15 protein-coding genes are annotated in these 17,076 nt (G+C 57.3%); 1 reads left to right on the top strand and 14 read right to left on the bottom strand.

What is annotated here, in order from left to right; all coding sequences use genetic code 11:
* Positions 1–13: 13 nt before the first annotated feature.
* Entirely contained in the window at positions 14–982 is a 969-nt protein-coding gene (locus tag HW273_RS05380) for a 3-hydroxyacyl-CoA dehydrogenase (protein WP_179010800.1), read from the bottom strand.
* Positions 983–1,431: 449 nt separating this feature from the next.
* Here HW273_RS05380 and HW273_RS05375 point away from each other — a divergent pair, with 449 nt between their 5' ends.
* A complete protein-coding gene (locus HW273_RS05375) occupies positions 1,432–2,553 on the top strand; it encodes a DUF5722 domain-containing protein (RefSeq protein ID WP_179010799.1) in 1,122 nt (373 codons plus the stop codon).
* A gap of 57 nt (positions 2,554–2,610) precedes the next feature.
* On the opposite strand, the gene aroE is transcribed toward HW273_RS05375, so the two are convergent.
* The 13 genes from aroE to HW273_RS05310 all read right to left on the bottom strand — a co-directional run bounded on the left by aroE (position 2,611) and on the right by HW273_RS05310 (position 17,043).
* The gene (gene aroE, locus HW273_RS05370; protein WP_179010798.1) at positions 2,611–3,510 is read right to left on the bottom strand and encodes a shikimate dehydrogenase; all 900 of its coding nucleotides are present in this window, start codon (positions 3,508–3,510) and stop codon (positions 2,611–2,613) included.
* 61 nt (positions 3,511–3,571) lie between these two features.
* Positions 3,572–4,291, bottom strand: a complete 720-nt coding sequence (locus HW273_RS05365) for a YoaK family protein (RefSeq protein ID WP_179010797.1) — start codon at positions 4,289–4,291, stop codon at positions 3,572–3,574.
* On the bottom strand, positions 4,284–5,027 hold the full coding sequence (gene rlmB / locus HW273_RS05360; RefSeq protein WP_179010796.1) for a 23S rRNA (guanosine(2251)-2'-O)-methyltransferase RlmB: 744 nt from the start codon (positions 5,025–5,027) through the stop codon (positions 4,284–4,286). Before rlmB ends, HW273_RS05365 begins: the two co-directional genes overlap by 8 nt.
* Before the next feature lie 20 nt (positions 5,028–5,047).
* A complete protein-coding gene (locus HW273_RS05355; RefSeq protein WP_330603960.1) occupies positions 5,048–5,527 on the bottom strand; it encodes a Mini-ribonuclease 3 in 480 nt (159 codons plus the stop codon).
* A complete protein-coding gene (gene cysS, locus HW273_RS05350; RefSeq protein WP_179010795.1) occupies positions 5,512–6,921 on the bottom strand; it encodes a cysteine--tRNA ligase in 1,410 nt (469 codons plus the stop codon). Before cysS ends, HW273_RS05355 begins: the two co-directional genes overlap by 16 nt.
* A gap of 329 nt (positions 6,922–7,250) precedes the next feature.
* Complete coding sequence (locus HW273_RS05345; RefSeq protein ID WP_179010794.1) at positions 7,251–8,153, bottom strand: MetQ/NlpA family ABC transporter substrate-binding protein; 903 nt, start codon at positions 8,151–8,153, stop codon at positions 7,251–7,253.
* A gap of 59 nt (positions 8,154–8,212) precedes the next feature.
* Positions 8,213–8,869 (bottom strand): methionine ABC transporter permease, encoded by a 657-nt coding sequence (locus HW273_RS05340; protein ID WP_179010793.1) that lies wholly within the window; start codon positions 8,867–8,869, stop codon positions 8,213–8,215.
* Positions 8,869–9,873: a methionine ABC transporter ATP-binding protein gene (locus tag HW273_RS05335; protein WP_179010792.1), complete on the bottom strand. Its 1,005-nt coding sequence runs from the start codon at positions 9,871–9,873 to the stop codon at positions 8,869–8,871. The genes HW273_RS05340 and HW273_RS05335 overlap by 1 nt, the downstream gene beginning before the upstream one ends.
* Before the next feature lie 589 nt (positions 9,874–10,462).
* Complete coding sequence (locus HW273_RS05330; protein ID WP_179010791.1) at positions 10,463–11,851, bottom strand: Sapep family Mn(2+)-dependent dipeptidase; 1,389 nt, start codon at positions 11,849–11,851, stop codon at positions 10,463–10,465.
* 12 nt (positions 11,852–11,863) lie between these two features.
* On the bottom strand, positions 11,864–13,456 hold the full coding sequence (locus HW273_RS05325) for a peptide chain release factor 3 (RefSeq protein WP_179010790.1): 1,593 nt from the start codon (positions 13,454–13,456) through the stop codon (positions 11,864–11,866).
* Positions 13,457–13,773: 317 nt separating this feature from the next.
* Entirely contained in the window at positions 13,774–15,003 is a 1,230-nt protein-coding gene (gene ftsZ, locus HW273_RS05320) for a cell division protein FtsZ (protein ID WP_179010789.1), read from the bottom strand.
* Between the two features lie 109 nt (positions 15,004–15,112).
* A complete protein-coding gene (locus HW273_RS05315) occupies positions 15,113–15,847 on the bottom strand; it encodes a cell division protein FtsQ/DivIB (protein ID WP_243206750.1) in 735 nt (244 codons plus the stop codon).
* A gap of 20 nt (positions 15,848–15,867) precedes the next feature.
* Positions 15,868–17,043 (bottom strand): FtsW/RodA/SpoVE family cell cycle protein, encoded by a 1,176-nt coding sequence (locus HW273_RS05310; RefSeq protein WP_179010788.1) that lies wholly within the window; start codon positions 17,041–17,043, stop codon positions 15,868–15,870.
* Positions 17,044–17,076 lie beyond the last annotated feature (33 nt).

Raw genomic sequence — 17,076 nt, 5'->3', positions numbered from 1 at the left:
TCATTATCATGTATTATTTTTTGCCGTAATCATAGAAGCCCTTGCCGGCATTGACACCGGTCTCGCCTCTGTCAATCTTTTCCTTCAGGAGCTTGCCGATCCGATTGATGGTGGAGCCCTCCTCCTTGGCATCCGGCTTCATCTGGTTGATATTGTAGGCGGTTTCCAGTCCGACGATGTCGAGGATCTGGAAGGGTCCTGCCGCTGCGCCGGTTCCCAGCCTCCATGTCAGATCGATGGTCTCAGGGTCTGCAACCTCATTTGCCCACAGCCCCTGCGCTGCGGAAAGAAACGGCACGAGCATGGAATTCAGGATATAGCCCGGCTGCTCCTTGTGAAGCTGCAGCGGGATCATGTTGATCTCCTGCGCGAAGGCCACCACACGCTCATAAACCGCAGGGTCTGTCCCGGCATGCCCCATGATCTCCGCAGTATTATTCTTCCAGATCGTATTCGCAAAATGCAGTGCGAGATAGCGATCCGGTCTGCCGGTGTACTCTGCAAACCTGCTTGGCAGCATTGTGGAGGAATTCGTGCAGAGAATGGTCTTCTCCTCCATCAGGTCGCGGATCGAACGATAGATCCCGATCTTCGCCTCCGGATCCTCCGACATGGATTCAATGACGATATCTGCCCCGGCAAGCGCCTTGGCATTGTCCAGCTCGATATGTACCTTCTCCGCGAAATTTCGCTTCGCCTCCCCGACGAGACGGTCGATCTCCTCCAAAGTAGCACTGTTCCAGTCCCGAATCAAACCCTTCGGATAGGTATAGGTTCCCATCGGATTCCCGATCAGACCCTTTGTCTGCTCCAGTGCACTGAGAATCAGTCCGGAATATCTCTCGATCTTCGGCGTCGTCCTGCCGATCGAGCCCTCCGAGCGAAGCAGAAAGGTCGTATCATGTCCTGTGTAAGCGCTGAGCAGTCCGATCTGTACGCCCAGCACACCGCCGCCGATTACCACTACCTTGTTGAAATCCATAGTGCATCTCCTTTTTATTTCAAAAAATCAAATTGTCTGCTATCTATTAACCATTATACATACTTTTTTTAAAAAAAGGAAGCCCTTTTTTATCAGCTCTGCTAAGGAAACATTAATTTGTTCGTGACTCACGCCCGTTGGCACGTAGCTTTTTTGATTTCATCAGCATTTCTCCAAGCCCTTCGTAATTTGCGGAAGCAGAAACGATTGCCGGGAATGTAAAATAGGATTTCAGCGAATTGCAAATCACGGCGTCTGCCTTGTTGTAATTCACAGGAAATGTTAAAATGATTACAACTGTTTGGTATCGTATCGCTGCATTGCACATCTTTTCGCGATGCATGATGCGGTGATACGCTGCCCTGACCGGCAGCATTTTCTGTAAAAGATCAGGTAAGCCATTCGCGGAAACAGCGGCAAATCATTGACTGAAAGCGCAAGGAGGTACTATGAACCGTATCCGATCTATCCAAGCCGTGCTCCTCGCGGCAGCGCTCAGCCTTTCTTTCGGCTTCCCGCTCCATGCCGCGGACTTCTATCAGACAGCGGCTACGAAAAAGGGAATTCTCGTCAACAGCGAGGCGGAGCTCCCGCAGCTCGTCGATCTTAATGTCTCGCAGGTCATCCTGAACTTCCCGCTTTCCTATGCCTATAATGAAGCACACTTCGCCGCAAACGAGCACTTTCTGCAAAGCCTGAAGAGCCGCGGAATCAGCATTACCCTGATCGTGCTGAACGACTGGGGCGCGTCCGTCGCGAATCCGGCGCTGCTGCCCGTCTCCTCCCCTGCCGCAGGCGCCAACTACTACGCCTTCAACACATTAAATGAGGAGGGACTCCGCGCAACCCGCGAAGCCGCCTCCCGCATCGTTAACCGCCTCGGCTCCTATGTTTCGAGCTGGGTGATCGGCAATGAGATCAATGACGGGCAGGCATGGAACTATATCGGCGCGATGGATATCGACAGCTATGCCGCGCACTACGCGAAGGCGTATCGCTGCTGGTATGACACGATCAAGGGCGTTAATTCCCTCGCCCGGGTCTACATTCCCTTTGATTTCCGCTGGAATCATGGCGCGGTAAATGGCAGCAAGTACACGGTGAAGGAGCTGCTGCCTCGGCTGAATGCGCTCCTTCGGGATACCGATTACGGCATCGCATGGCACGCCTATCCGGAGAATTTCGAGGATCCGGTCTTTACCGACGACCGGCTCTGCACCGACGATGCCAACACTCCCTATATCAACCTGAAGAACCTCTCTGTCCTGACCTCTTATCTGGAAAGTACAGAGCTGCGAACCCTCTCCGGCGCGGTGCGTTCCCTCTCCCTCACAGAACAGGGCTTCACCTCTGTTTCCCCCGCGCAGGGCGGCGAGCGGCAGGATCTGCAGCTTCAGATGATTCAGGAGGCATACCGGATCGCCGCGGCAGATCCCCATGTGGAAGCCTTCATGCTGAACCGTCTCCAAGACGATGCCGGACTCGTCGCACAGAGCTATGCCTTCGGGCTTCTGGATCTGAACGGCAATCCCAAGGCAGCCTATTCGATGTACCGCGATATCGACAGCTAATCTCCATGCAGCGCCCGCCTCACGACGCGCCCTCTCACTGTTTTGCTCTGCTGCTCCCTATAATCTGCGTGTACCTGGGATCTCTCCCGTATTCCGGAAATAACGCTCATCTATCAGCTCCACCGGCATTTCCTCCCCTGTCCAGAGGCGGAATGCCTCCGCCCCCTGATAGAGCAGCATCGAAAGCCCGTTCATGCATGGCAGACCTCTCTCCTCCGCCATCCGGAGCAGCCTCGTCCGCCGCGGGGAATAGATGACATCTGCGACCGCAAGTCCCGTATGGAGCAGGGAAGCGTCCGGAAGCAGACAGGCCTCGGTATTCGGCTCCATACCGACATTGGAGGCGTTAACCAGAAGCGCCGCTGTCTCGAGTTCATGTGCGAGCGCCCCCGCCGTTTCATAGAAGTGCAGAGAAAGCCTCGTCCCGCTTCGCGCGGAAAGCGCACGGAGACACGCCTCCGCACGGGCACGGAAGCGGCTTCCCTCCCGCACGAATACCGCGATCTCTCCCGCGCCGGACAGCGCTGCCTGTACGAGGATCGCCATTCCCGCACCGCCCGTCCCAAGGAGCACGAGCTTTCTGCCCCGATACGGTATTCCCGACGCCGTGAGCGCCCGGAGAAAACCCGCGCCGTCCGTCGTATACCCGTGCAGGCTGCCATCCGGCTCGAAGACCAGCGTATTGACTGCGCCGGAGAGCGCCGCCGCGGGAGAGAGACTGTCACAAAACGGAAGCACTGCATTTTTCAGCGGCATCGTCAGATTACAGCCCCGTACACCCATGCTCCGGAATGCCCGAAGCACCTCCGGAAGCGCCTTCTCCCGAAGGTCAAATGCCATATAGCTGTAGGGGAGCCCCAGTGTTTGAAAGGCGAGATTATGCATCTGTGGAGAGAGACTGTGCTCTACCGGGGAGCCCAGCAGGCAGATCAGTCTGGTTTTTCCTGTGATATCCATACGATCTCCTTCGAAAAGCTGTGTCGGATCTGCCCAAAGGCCGTCCCGACGCATTCAGGCCCTAGTGCCCGTGCGGTGTCTTTTGCAGCAGATCCCGCTCGTAGGTTCTGTCCGCATAGAGCAGACGCAGAAACACAAAAAGCAGCACAAGACCTGCACCCCAGATGCTCCGATAGCCCGCGAAGCGGCAGCCGAGCGTTGCTGCGACCACACCCAGCATGAAGAGAAGCAGCATCGAGCCGTGCAGGACGAATTTCCGAAGGACAGAACGCTCCCTGCTCCGCAGATAGCGCACGAAAAAGGAGCCGAACTGCCGGAGATGGTTGGTGCAGAAGGTTGTCGCCATACCGATGCCCTCCGCCTGCCGGAAGGTATTGAACTGCATGGCACAAAGAAAGTTCAGGCTGACCTGGCAGATCTGATCCGGTGCTTCCGCAGGCAGGAGTCCGAGCAGGAGCACTGCCAGCAGCTCGACGCCGACGAGGAGCGTATCCCAGCGCAGCGCCTGAAAGCGCTTGATCTCCTTCGCAAGCACCTCCGAGATCACGATGCCACTGAAATACGCCGTAAACGGGATCAGATAGTAGACCGCCTCTCCGAAATTTCCTTTTCCGAGATTCATCGCAAGCAGCAGGAGATTCGCCGTCTGCGCATTCGCAAAGACACCCCCGCGGATATTATAGGTATAACCGCCGTAGTAGCCTCCGACAAACATCAGTGCCCAGAAGACCCAGACCCGCTCGCATTCCAGAAAATATTCTTCCGCTCTTTCCTTATTCATAGTGCCTCTGCCGGAGGATCTCATAGGCGAGCACGCCGCAGGCAACGGAGGCATTGAGGGAATCAATGTCTCCCCGCATCGGGATCGCTGCGCGCATATCGCACTTTTCCCGCACGAGACGGGAAACGCCCTCCCCCTCACTTCCGACCACGAGTCCGATCGCCCCCCTGAGATTCAGACGGTACATCGTCTCTCCCTCCATATCCGCACAGACGAACCAGAGCCCCCGCTGCTTCAGCGCATCGATCGTGTTGCCGATATTCGTGACCTTCGCGACGCGGGTATAGTTCAGCGCTCCCGCGCTGCTCTTCGCCACCGTGCCGGTCAGCCCGACCGCTCTCCTCTCTCGTATAATGACACCGTGTGCACCGCAGAGATTGGCGGTGCGAATCATCGCGCCGAGATTGTGCGGATCCTCGATCCCGTCCAGTATGAACACGAAGGGCTCCTCGCCCCGCTCTCCGGCATAGTCCAGAATTTCCTCCACCGTATAATAGCGGAAGGAAGCAAGGTAGGCGATCACCCCCTGATGCGATTCTCCTCCGGCGATCTCTTCCAGCCGGGATCTCTTCACGAAGTCCACCGTCGTATCATGCTTCTTCGCTTCCCGCAGGATCGTCGAAATCGGTCCCTCCCGAAGTCCGTCCTGCACAAACAGGTGGTCGATCGTCTTTCCGGCACGGAATGCCTCCAGCACCGGGTTCCTGCCGATCAGTGTAAACGCTTCATCTCTCATTGCCTTCTCTCCCTCTTTCCTCACGTTTCCCGCCCCGCCCGGGACTCCTTCTCTGTCTCCAGCAGGTGTCTCATGCCCCGCGACACAAGCTCCAGCATCCTGCCGAAATCCTCCCGGAGATAGAGATAGCCGATCAGCGCCTCGAAGCCTGTCGCTCTGCGATAATCCTGTATCGAGGAATTCTTCGAATGACTCTCTGACTTATGATTCCGCCCGCGCCGGTATACGGACAGCTCCTCTGTGCTGAGCAGCCCCTGTCCGATCAGATACCCCATGATCTCTGCCTGTGCGGCGGCGCAGACCAGCTTTTTCTTCTCTGTATTCATGCGATTCACATTCCCCGGGAAATGGCAGAGCACATATTCCCGCGCGGCGAGGTCATAGAGGCAGTCCCCCAGATAGGCAAGCGCCAGCGGTGAGGTCTGCTGCAGCTCCGGTGTATGCAGGTCGAAGCATTCCCGGTAGCGCCTCAGAAAATCCGAATTCAGGCTCTGCTCCACTTCACACCCTCTCTCGTATCCTTCAAGACAATCCCCATCGCAAGCAGCTGATCCCGAATCGCGTCTGCCCGTGCAAAGTCTCTGCCCCTCCGCGCCTCCTGTCTCTCCTCGATCAATGCCTCGATCTCGCTGTCCAGCGTCTCCGGCCTCCGCTCTGTCCGAATGCCGAGCACTGCATTCAGCTGCTCCAGCGTCCCTAAGAGGAAATGGCGAAGCCCCTCGGCGCTGTCCTCCCGGACGGCGCTGTTCGAAAGACGCACCAGCTCGAAGATCGCCGTGATGGCATCCGCGGTATTCAAGTCGTCATCCATCTTCTCCCGGAAGCGCTCTGCCTCTGCCTCCGCCTGCCGCACTGCCGCTGCCTCCTCCCTGTTCAGCGCTCTCTCCGGAAGCTTCCCCGAAAGCTCCCGCAGGCGCTCGATCGCTGTCAATATCCGGCTGAGGCTCGCCTTCGCGGACTCCATCAGCTCGTCCGAAAAATTCAGCGGGCTCCGGTAATGGGCGGAAAGCATATAGAAGCGAAGCACCATCGGATCATAGCGCGCCGTGATGTCCCGGACGGTGAAGAAATTGCCGAGCGACTTCGACATTTTCTTATTGTTGATGTTAATGAAGGCATTGTGCATCCAGTAGTTCGCGAAGTGCTCGTGATGCGCCGCCTCATACTGCGCAATCTCATTCTCGTGATGCGGGAAGACGAGATCCTCGCCGCCCGCATGGATATCCAGCCGCCCGCCGCAGTATTTCGGTGCCATGACCGCGCACTCCGTATGCCAGCCCGGACGCCCCTCGCACCATGGAGACGCCCAGAACGGCTCCCCCTCCTTCTTCGGCTTCCAGAGCACGAAGTCGGTCGGATGCCGCTTGTCCTCCTCCCCGCTGACCTTGAGCTCCCGAAGCCCGGACTGGAGCTCATCCATGTTCTTGTGCGAGAGTTCCCCATAGTGCGCGAAGGAAGCCGTATCATAGTAGACCGTCCCGTCCTTCGCCACATATGCATGTCCATGCTCCACGAGATTCCGGATCAGCTCGATCATCCCGTCGATCTCCTCCGTAGCCCTCGGATGTGCGGATGCCGGCTCGATATTCAGATCCGCCATATCCTTCTCCACGTCGGCGATGCACTGCCGCGTGATTGTCGCGCAGTCGGTTCCCTCCTCCATCGCCCGGCGGATGATCTTGTCGTCCACATCGGTATAGTTCGAGACGTAAGTCACCTCATAGCCGCAATATTCCATATAGCGGCGGAAGGTATCGAAGACGATCATCGGACGGGCGTTCCCGATATGAATCAGATTGTAAACGGTCGGTCCGCAGACATACATCCGGATTCTGCCCGGCTCGATCGGCAGGAATTCTTCCTTTCTTCTGGATAGGGTATTGTATATTTTCATGCTGGCTCCTCTCAAATCTCATTCATCCAGGGAAATGCTGATTTATTCATGACGCACGTGCCATGGGCGTGTGCCTCAAAATACACTCCCGTAGGAATCGGCTTCGCCTGACGCAGGCTTATCCTTCCCCCCCCTGCCGAAAGCTTCGGCAGGGAGGGTCGTATAAGTCCCGCGCGATGCTCCGCTTCTTCGAAGCTTTTGCATCGCTGCCAGGTATTCATCCGATAATTTTACCCTCTCACGGCAGGCACGTCAAGAACAGCCCATGGAGGACTTATACACGAAAGGAGAGGGGGCGTAAAGTTCCCCTCTCCTTTCTTCTCTCCTCCTCAGTGGATAGCGATGACGCCGCCCTCATAGGTATCGTCGATAAACTTCACGATCTCGTCGGACTGGAGCACCTTCACAAGCTTCTTCGCCCACTCGGCATCCTTATCCTTCTCTGCGACCGCGATCACATTGGCGAAGGTCTGCGCCGCCTCGGACTGCGCATTCTCCTGTGCCAGCGCGTCGCTCGGCTTGAAGCCGGCATCAATCGCGTAGTTTCCGTTCATTGCCGCGAAGTCTACGGACTCGATGGAGCGCGGAATCTGCGCCGCCTCAACCTCGAGAATCTCCACCTTGTGCGGGTTCTCCACGATGTCCTGCTTCGTCGCGGTCAGCCCTGCACCGTCACGAAGCTTGATGATGCCGTTGTCCTCCAGGAGCAGCAGCGCTCTCGCCTCGTTGGTCGTATCGTTCGGCACCGCGATCTGCGCGCCGTCCGCGATATTCGTAAGATCCTTGGACTTTCCGGCATAGATCCCGAACGGCTCATAATGAACCTTTCCGATCGATACCACATGCGTCCCGTTCTCCTCGTTGAAATTGTCGAGGTACGGCTGGTGCTGAAAGAAGTTCGCCTGAAGCTCCCCGTCGTCCACTGCCTTGTTCGGCTGCACATAGTCATTGTAAACGACGATGTCAATGTTGACACCCTCCGCAGCGAGCGCCTCCTTCGCTGCCTCAAGGATCTCTGCATGCGGGCTCGGCGTCGCACCAATCTTGATGCTTACGCTCTCTGCCGGAGCTGCGCTCGTCTCCTCTGTCTTCGACACAGAAGCCGTACTGCTCTCCGCAGCTGTGCTGACCTCTGATGCCGCTGTGCTGACCTCCGCCGCCTTCCCGCCGCAGCCTGCCAGAGCTGCCGCCGCAAGTACAGCTGCCAGAATCACCGATACTCTCTTCTTCATAATGCTTCCTCCTCTTCTTCCCTCTCGGGTTATCCTCTATAAATAAACGACAGCGTCGCTTATTTCGCTCTCTTATCGGTCGCGTTCGCGAGCCGGGTCCAGAATTCCTGTACGATCTCTACGATAAGAATCAGTATCACCACGGAAATCAGCATGATGTCTGTCTGGTAACGGTAGTAGCCGTAATTCAGCGCGATCGCACCGAGACCGCCGCCGCCGAGGAAGCCTGCCATCGCCGAATAGCTGATGATGGTTGTAATGCAGATTGCCGCACCGATCAGAAGACTCGGCTTCGCCTCCGGCAGCAGCACCTTCGTAATGATCTGCCAGTTACTCGCCCCCATAGACTTCGCCGCCTCGATCACACCGGCGCTCACCTCGCGGAGTGAGGACTCCACCATCCTGCCGATGTAGGGCGCGGAGGCGATGACGAGCGGCGGGATGACCGCCTTCGAGCCGAGGGTCGTCCCCACCAGCAGCTTCGTGATCGGCAGCACCATGACCAGCAGGATCAGGAACGGAATCGTCCGGAAAATATTGGTCAGAAAGCCGAGTACGGCGTTGACCGGGCGGCACGGCGCGATGCTGTCCTTCCCGGTAATGACGAGAATCACGCCGAGCGGAATGCCGATCGCGTAGGAAATCGCGCTGGACAGAAGAACCATATACAATGTTGCCCAGGTCTCGCTGAGATACATACTGACGCTCTGTGACATTATCTCACCTCCTCAAAACGGATGCCGCGGCTCCGAAGATAGTCCAGCACTCTGCCTGCTTCGTCTTCCTTCTCCGAAAGCTCCACCACCATCTGTCCGACCGCTTCCTCCCCGACCTGCCGGGTATTGGCAAAGAGGATATTTACCGTCGTGCGGCAGCTCAGGATCATATCCGCGAGAATCGGCTCGGATGCTTTCCTGCCGTCGAAGACGATGCGGAGCTTCCTGCCGCTGCCGTCGAAGCTGACGCTGCTGTTCTCCTCTCCGAGAATCAGCTTCCTGCCGATCTCGCTCCTCGGGTTGTGGAAGACCTCGGAAACCGCGCCTGCCTCTGCGATCTGAGAGCGATCAATGATCGCCACCTCGTCACAGATTGCCTCGACCACCGACATCTGATGGGTAATGATGATAACGGTGACGCCAAGCTCCTTATTGATCCGCTTCAGAAGCTCGAGAATCTGCTTCGTCGTCTTCGGATCCAGCGCGGAGGTCGCCTCATCACAGAGCAGCACCTTCGGATTCGTGGCGAGGGCTCTCGCGATCGCTACCCTCTGCTTCTGCCCGCCGGAGAGCTGAGAGGGGTAATTCCGCACCCGATCCTCCAGTCCGACCAGCTTCAGGAGCTCCAGCGCCCTCTCCCGCGCCTCCTTCTTGTTCTTCCCCGCGATCTCCAGCGGGAAGGTGACATTATGGAGGAGCGTCCTCTGCTCCAGAAGATTAAACTGCTGGAAGATCATTCCCATCTCCCGGCGGGTCTCCCGTACCTGCTTCGCATTCATGTCTCCGAGGCTTCTTCCCTCGAAGAGCACCTGTCCGCTCGTCGGAATCTCCAGATAGTTGATGCAGCGCACCAGCGTGGACTTGCCTGCGCCGGATAAGCCGATGATCCCCTGTATCGTTCCCCGCCGGATGCCGAGGCTGATATCATCCAGCGCTGTCACATCGCCGGAGGAGGTATGGAAGGTTTTTCCTATATTTTTCAGTTCTATGATATAGTCTGCCATAACTGCTCTCGTTTCTTTTCCTGTTTTCCCTGTTTTTCCAATGCCGATAGTTTAAGGCCGGAAGAGCCTTTCGTCAAGGATTCCAGCCTTACATAAAATTGATAATTCGTTATAGATTCACACTATATCTGTTCACGCAGTATAAGGCAAGCTCCCATGCCGAAAATTTCGATACCGCCAATCATAAAAAGTTACGTGCCAATGGGCGTGATGCCGCAAAAGTGTGCGGAACGCCGGTACTTAATGAACACGAGTGGAACGAAGTGTGAATTTAGTCCCGCTGCGTGGAGCCCCGAGAGCGTAGAAGTCTGCCTTCAGGCAGACTCGGAGCGTACTCGACCACATCTCGAAGAGATGTGCCTCCCGATTGCCCCCGATCAGAGATCGGGGGAGCCGCGCGGTTGAGCGCAGTTCGAAGGACTGCGCTGCCTCTCTGGCGAAGAGCTTTGAGCGGTTCAAAGCAATCGCTTACGATTGCTACACCGAAGGGAGGTCGGCTGAAGCCTCACGGGCGAAGCCGAGTCCCCACGAGAGTGTCTTTTGAGGCACACGCCCATGGCACGAGATTCATGAATAAATCAGTGTTTCCCTAGCCGCAGAGCGCGAGGATCGCCTCTGCATAGACCTTCGTCGCGAGCAGCATATTGTCAAGATCGAAAAACTCGTCTGCACCATGCATTTTGGTATCGATGCCCGGCAGCACCGCGCCGAAGGCGACGCCGTTTTTCAGCTCATGGACATAGGTACCGCCGCCGATCGCGAGACACTCGCCCCGCAGCCCCGTCACCGCTTCATATGCGCCGAGGAGCTTCTGCACGAATGCAGAATCCGACGGCACGACATGCGGCGGGATCATACCCGGCGTCGTGAAGGCAAAGCCCGCCGCCTCAATCACACGGCGCGCCTGCTCCTCGCAGTTCTCCTTCGTCGCCATGACCGGCGTTCTCGCGTCAAAGGAAAACTCCATTTCACCCTCGGCGATGGAGAAGAGATCGAGCGTGCAGCTCAGCGCATGGCTCTCCGGATCCTCCATCCGGATCCCGATGCCGGAGCCGTCCGTCACCTGATAGGGGAAGAGCCGCAGCAGCGTCCGCACGGCGGAAAGCAGCTCGGACTCGGGCAGCGGGAGCCTCGTCAGCAGGCAGAGCGCGGCAAGCCCCGCGTTTCTTCCGTTTTCCGGCGTAGAGGCATGGGCAGATACGCCGGTTACCGTGACCGTATCGCCCGAAGCATGGAGCTCCACCCCGCAGTCCCGCTCCACCGAAGCGAGAATATCCGGGTAAGATGCAGGCTCCAGCCCTTGAAAACGAAGCTCTGCCCTCTGCGGCACCGCATTCAGCGCGACGCCCGCCTGCATGGACAGAAGCCGCACCGCATTATGCTCCTGATAGCGCTTCCGGAGCGTTCCCCGGAACTGTCCCTTCTCAATGTTAATCAGCGGGAATTCTCCGTCCGGGGAGAAGGTCATCTCCGCCTCCGGCTCCGCTGCATAGTATTTCACAATGTCAGAGCTTCCGCACTCCTCATCCGCACCGACGATCAGACGCACGCCCTTTTTCAGGCTGACGCTACACTCCTTCAGCGCACGCATCGCATAGAGCGCGCAGAGCAGCGGGCCCTTGTCGTCCGATACCCCTCGTCCGTAGATTCGCCCGTCCCTCTCCACGACCTGAAACGGCTCTGTTACCGTCCATCCCTCGCCTGCCGGAACGACATCCGTGTGCGCGAGGATGTCGAGGGTTCGCGGCAGCGAGGCATCGAAGTCCGCCGCGCCGACATAGTTCTCATAGTTCTTCGTCTCGAAGCCATACTTCCGGCAAAGCCCGAGTGCATAATGCAGCGAGCGGTACGGCCCCTCTCCGAAGGGCATCCCCTCCTTCGCCGCCCCCCGAACAGAGGGGATGGCACAGAGTGCCCTGATATCCTCGATCAGCTCTCTCTGGTGCGCTTCTATCCACGTATTTACCTTCTCATTCATTTCGTCCTCTCCTCAGTTCCGGGAAAACTCCGTCAGCCGGAGTCCCTTGTTCCGATCCAGCACCATACCGACCGACCACTCGTGCGCGAAGAGCAGCAGCGGCCGATCCTTCAGATCCTTCACAAGCTTCATATCCGAGGTGCCGTTCAGATGCGCCGCGTCCACCTCCGTCCAGTTCTCGATCCAACGGATGTACTCGTAGGGCAGCGTCTCCATCCGCACTTCTACATTGTACTCATTCTTCAGCCGGTACGTCAGCACCTCGAACTGCAGCACGCCGACGACGCCGACGATGATTTCCTCCATACCTGTATTGTACTCCTGAAAGATCTGGATCGCGCCCTCCTGCGCGATCTGCGAGATGCCCTTCAGGAACTGCTTACGCTTCATGGTGTCGATCTGCCTGACACGGGCGAAGTGCTCCGGTGCGAAGGTCGGGATGCCCTCAAAGCGGAATTTCTTCGAAGAGAGCTCCAGCGTATCTCCGATGGAGAAGACACCGGGATCGAAGATGCCGATGATATCCCCGGCATATGCCCGCTCCACGATCTTCCGTTCGTCCGCCATCATCTGCGTCGGCTGCGAAAGCTTGACCTTCCTGCCGCCCTGCACATGATTGACTTCCATGCCTGCCTCGAACGCACCGGAGCAGATCCGCATGAATGCCACGCGGTCTCTGTGCCGCGGATCCATATTTGCCTGAATCTTGAAGACGAAGGCAGAGAAGCTCTCCTTTACCGGATCGACGATGCCCTGATCCGATATCCTCGGCAGCGGTGTCTGCGTCATTCGGAGGAAATGCTCCAGAAAGGTCTGCACGCCGAAGTTCGTCAGCGCAGAGCCGAAGAAGACCGGTGTCAGATCTCCGCGGTTCACCCGTTCCTGATCGAAATCATCCGACGCACCGTCCAGAAGCTCCAGATCCTCCCGCAGCTTCTCATAGTATTCCTGCGTCAGGACAGCGGGCAGCGCGTCGTCATGCATGTCATACTCCGCCATTTCTACCTCCCTCGTCCCTCCCGCGGCTGCCGTGAAGAGCTCGACTCTCTCCGTATTCCGGTCATAGACACCCTTGAAGTTGTGCCCGCAGCCGATCGGCCAGTTGACCGGACAGGTCCGGATGCCGAGCACGCCCTCGATCTCATCCAGCAGCTCGTAGGGATCCCGCGTCTCCCGGTCGAACTTGTTAATGAAGGTGAAGATCGGGATACGGCGCATCACGCAGACCTTGAAGAGCTTGATGGTCTGCGGCTCCACGCCCTTCGCCCCATCGATCACCATGACGGCGCTGTCCGCTGCCATCAGCGTACGGTAGGTGTCCTCCGAGAAGTCCTGATGTCCCGGCGTATCCAGAATGTTGATGCATTTCCCGGCATAGTTGAACTGCAGCACGGAGGAGGTGACTGATATGCCTCTCTCCTTCTCGATCTCCATCCAGTCAGACACCGCATGCCTGGTCGCCTTCCTGCCCTTCACCGTCCCCGCGAGATTGATGGCTCCGCCATAGAGCAGGAACTTCTCCGTCAGAGTGGTCTTACCTGCATCCGGGTGGGAAATGATTGCGAACGTTCGTCTTTTCTCGATTTCTTGTCTTAAATCTGGCATTTACCCTCCTGCCTGTTTTCCGGCGCGCCGGGGAGCCTGCAAGCTGTGTTTCGGAGACAGGTCAGAACCCTGCCCCTGTCTCTGCGGCGAAGTCCTCGGAATCGTCTTCCGAATACCACAAACCGCGCCAAAGCCTCAGGCGGACAAAAAGGCTATGTCTGTACAGACATAGCCCCTGCTTTATCATACTGAAATAACGCCGACGGGATTCCTGCCGCGCGCCTGTTGGCACGGCACGCAGCTCCTCCGCTTTCCTCAGCGCCTCCCTGAATCCTGATGGAGCTCTCCATCACGTCCCTGCTTTCCGAGGGTACGGCTCAACGTCTGTTCCGAAGGAAGTCCGGGATGTTGATAGACATCTCCTTGGTCGTCTGCGGTCTCGACACACTGGGCTGTGACGTGCTCGGGCTCTGCGGCTCCTGCGGGAACGCAGGATTCACTCCCGGTGCTGCCTGCTGCTGTACGGACTGCGCCATCGGAACGGTCGGTCTCTCGAAATTCAGCACCGGATTCGTCCCGAGGAAGTTCGGCACGCTCGACGGCACTCTCTGTGCCGGAGCCTCCGCTGCCGCCTTCTGCGTCTCTGCCGCAGCGCCTCCCTCCCGGATGCCTGTCGCAATCACCGTAATGGTCGCCTCGTCCTGTGCGTTCTCGTCATACATCGCGCCGAAGATAATGTTCGCGTTCTCACCGGCGAGCTCCTCCACATAGGAAGCGGCTTCATTCGCCTCGATCAGGCTGATATCGCCGGAAATATTGATGATGACGTCGCTCGCGCCCTCGATCGTGGTCTCCAGAAGCGGAGAGGAAATCGCCTCCTTCACCGCCTCGATCGCCTTCTCGTCGCCCTTCGCCTTGCCGATGCCGACGTGGGCGATGCCCTTGTCCTTCATCACAGAGGAGACATCCGCAAAATCGAGATTGATGAGCCCCGGCACATTGATCAGGTCTGTGATGCCCTGCACCGCCTGCTGGAGCACCTCATCCGCCTTCTTCAGTGCGTCCGGCATCGTCGTCCGGCGGTCTACGATCTCGAGGAGTCTGTCGTTCGGGATCACGATCAACGTATCTACGGCATCCTTCAGCGTCTCGATGCCGCGCATCGCATTCGCCATCCTCTGCCGCGCCTCGAAGCGGAACGGCTTCGTCACGACGCCGACCGTCAGAATCCCCATATCCTTCGCCACCTTGGCGATGACGGGAGCCGCACCGGTACCCGTTCCGCCGCCCATGCCGCAGGTTACGAATACCATATCCGCGCCCTGCAGCGCTGCACTCAGATCCTCTGCGCTCTCCTCTGCCGCCTTCGTCCCCATCTCCGGCCTGCCGCCGCAGCCTAAGCCCTTCGTCAGCTTCTCCCCGATCTGCATCGTATTCGGAGCCTTGCTGAACTGCAGTGCCTGTCTATCTGTATTTACACCAATGAACTCAACGCCGGCAATGCCCTCGTCGACCATCCGATTGACCGCGTTGTTGCCTGCGCCACCTACGCCTACGACGATAATCTTCGCGGCAGCCTCTGACTCAGGAAGTTTAATTTCCAGCATCTCTTCCTCCTTGAATTCTATCCGAACTATCTTGCAATAGAATCTCCTCGATTTTTGACTACATACGGCAATACTATACTAGGAAACCCTGAAAATAGCAAGCGTTTCCTCACTGACTTTCCTTAAAGATATAGGACTCTCTCTCCCTGTCTTCTATATAGGTAGAGAGATCCAGACTGCCCTTCCTGCCATCGAGCTTCGGCAGGATATCCGCGAGGGTGGAGATCTTCATTTCCATATTTTTGTTCTGCCCCAGCTCCACCGTGAGCTCCCCCACCGTGAGCTCCGCGTTCAGGAGCCTGTCATAATGAATATGCTCGCAGGGGATCGCATGCAGAGAGAGCGCACCGGTCAGATTCAGGATATCGTTGAATACCGTTTCATTCTCCACCGGCAGAGGCCGGAAGAGCACGATGGAGCCGAACTGCAGCCCGTCGATCTCCGGCACACCCGCAAGCCTTTCTCCGGTCGATTCCACAACGATGCCGTCCTTGTCGAAGTACATGCAGCTCGACATATAGTCCACATAGCCGATAACCTTCTTCTCGTAGACAATGATTTCCATACGGAGAGGCCCCTTCCAATGCAGCTCGTACTTCTCTACGAACGGGAGCTGCTTATGCTCCCTCGTATGCTCCTTCACAAACTGATAAAAGGAATTCGTGTCCCACGGCTCGGAGAAGATCATCTCTACCAGCTCTTCCTTCGTATAATGCGCATTCCCCAGCACCTCGAAGCTCCGGAAACGCGCTGTTGCGAGAATCAATCCCGTGAGCAGCAGGATCAGCAGCATTGCCATGCGGAGAACATGCCGCAGTTCATTTTTTTTCGGATGTCCCGGCATCTTCCATCTCCTCTCCTGCGTCAGCGCTTCGCGCTCCCTGCCTCTCTCTCCGCTCCTTTCACGCTCTCCGGCTCCAGCTCGATCTGACGTGAAACAGAGAGTACAATGCCGATTTCCCCCATCAGGAGCAGCAGCGAGGTGCCGCCATAGCTGATGAACGGCAGCGTGATCCCCGTATTCGGGATGGCATTCGTCGCCACTGCGATATTCAGGATCGCCTGCAAAGAAACGTGGCACATCACACCGATCACCAGCATGGAGCCGAAGAGATCTCGCGCGTTCCTCGCAATGTCGAACATCCGATAGATAATGAAGGCATAGATCAGCATCAGAGAGACGGCGCCGAAAAGCCCCAGCTCCTCGCAGATGATCGTGAAAATCATATCGTTCTGTGCCTCCGGCATCAGGAACTTCTGGATCGACTCCCCGAGTCCCTTCCCGAAAATCCCGCCGGAGCCGATAGCATACAGCCCCTGCAATGTCTGGAAGGTCTCGTCCGCATAGCTCCCCGGATCCTTCCATGCCAGAATCCGCCGGATCTGGTAGCCCTGCAGCACGTGGATTTTCTCGAGAAAGCGTGCAAGCGGGTAGGCAAAGATATAAATCGCGCCTGCCGCCCCGCCGAGCAGGAGGAAATGCAGATAGTTCTTCACAGCAATGAAGAGCATAATGACCGTGATTCCGCCGATGATAATGCCGGTCGAGAGATTGGTCTTCGCGACCAGCACCATAGGGAGGAGCCCGAGCAGCAGCACCTGCGCCGCATACTGCGTCTCATTGATGCGGTAGCCGAAATGCGTGATCTGCACCGCGATCATGAGGATCACCGCGATCTTCATCAGCTCCGAGGGCTGAAAGCCGATTCCGCCGATGTTCAGCCAGCGTGCCGAGCCATGCGAGGCGACGCCGATCAGGAAGGTCAGAAACAGTAAAAGAAGAGAAACAAGGTAAAACGGAAGATTCACCACCGTCAGGAGATGATAATCGATAAAGCGGGAAAAAAACAGCATCCCCACAATCCCCGCTCCGGCAAAGACCGCCTGCCGTTTGAAAAAGTACATGGCATCCGACCACTTGCTCTGTGCAGCGTAGCCGGACGCCGAATACATCATAACCAGCCCGAAGCCGGTGAGAAACAGGACCGAAAACAGCAGACTATAGTCATAGAAATGCTTCATTTTTTTCTTCTTTTCCAATTCCGTTTCCCCTTCCCCGGCTTTCAGAACACA

Source organism: Oribacterium sp. oral taxon 102, from assembly GCF_013394775.1.
Taxonomy (GTDB): Bacteria; Bacillota; Clostridia; order Lachnospirales; family Lachnospiraceae; genus Oribacterium.
This window is presented reverse-complemented; position numbering and strand designations above follow the sequence as displayed.

Coding starts and splice junctions, on each gene's coding strand:
- HW273_RS05380 (WP_179010800.1), bottom strand. CDS start 982: ATGGATTTCAACAAGGTAGTGGTAATCGGCGGCGGTGTGCTGGGCGTA.
- HW273_RS05375 (WP_179010799.1), top strand. CDS start 1,432: ATGAACCGTATCCGATCTATCCAAGCCGTGCTCCTCGCGGCAGCGCTC.
- aroE (WP_179010798.1), bottom strand. CDS start 3,510: ATGGATATCACAGGAAAAACCAGACTGATCTGCCTGCTGGGCTCCCCG.
- HW273_RS05365 (WP_179010797.1), bottom strand. CDS start 4,291: ATGAATAAGGAAAGAGCGGAAGAATATTTTCTGGAATGCGAGCGGGTC.
- rlmB (WP_179010796.1), bottom strand. CDS start 5,027: ATGAGAGATGAAGCGTTTACACTGATCGGCAGGAACCCGGTGCTGGAG.
- cysS (WP_179010795.1), bottom strand. CDS start 6,921: ATGAAAATATACAATACCCTATCCAGAAGAAAGGAAGAATTCCTGCCG.
- HW273_RS05345 (WP_179010794.1), bottom strand. CDS start 8,153: ATGAAGAAGAGAGTATCGGTGATTCTGGCAGCTGTACTTGCGGCGGCA.
- HW273_RS05340 (WP_179010793.1), bottom strand. CDS start 8,869: ATGTCACAGAGCGTCAGTATGTATCTCAGCGAGACCTGGGCAACATTG.
- HW273_RS05335 (WP_179010792.1), bottom strand. CDS start 9,873: ATGGCAGACTATATCATAGAACTGAAAAATATAGGAAAAACCTTCCAT.
- HW273_RS05330 (WP_179010791.1), bottom strand. CDS start 11,851: ATGAATGAGAAGGTAAATACGTGGATAGAAGCGCACCAGAGAGAGCTG.
- HW273_RS05325 (WP_179010790.1), bottom strand. CDS start 13,456: ATGCCAGATTTAAGACAAGAAATCGAGAAAAGACGAACGTTCGCAATC.
- ftsZ (WP_179010789.1), bottom strand. CDS start 15,003: ATGCTGGAAATTAAACTTCCTGAGTCAGAGGCTGCCGCGAAGATTATC.
- HW273_RS05315 (WP_243206750.1), bottom strand. CDS start 15,847: ATGCCGGGACATCCGAAAAAAAATGAACTGCGGCATGTTCTCCGCATG.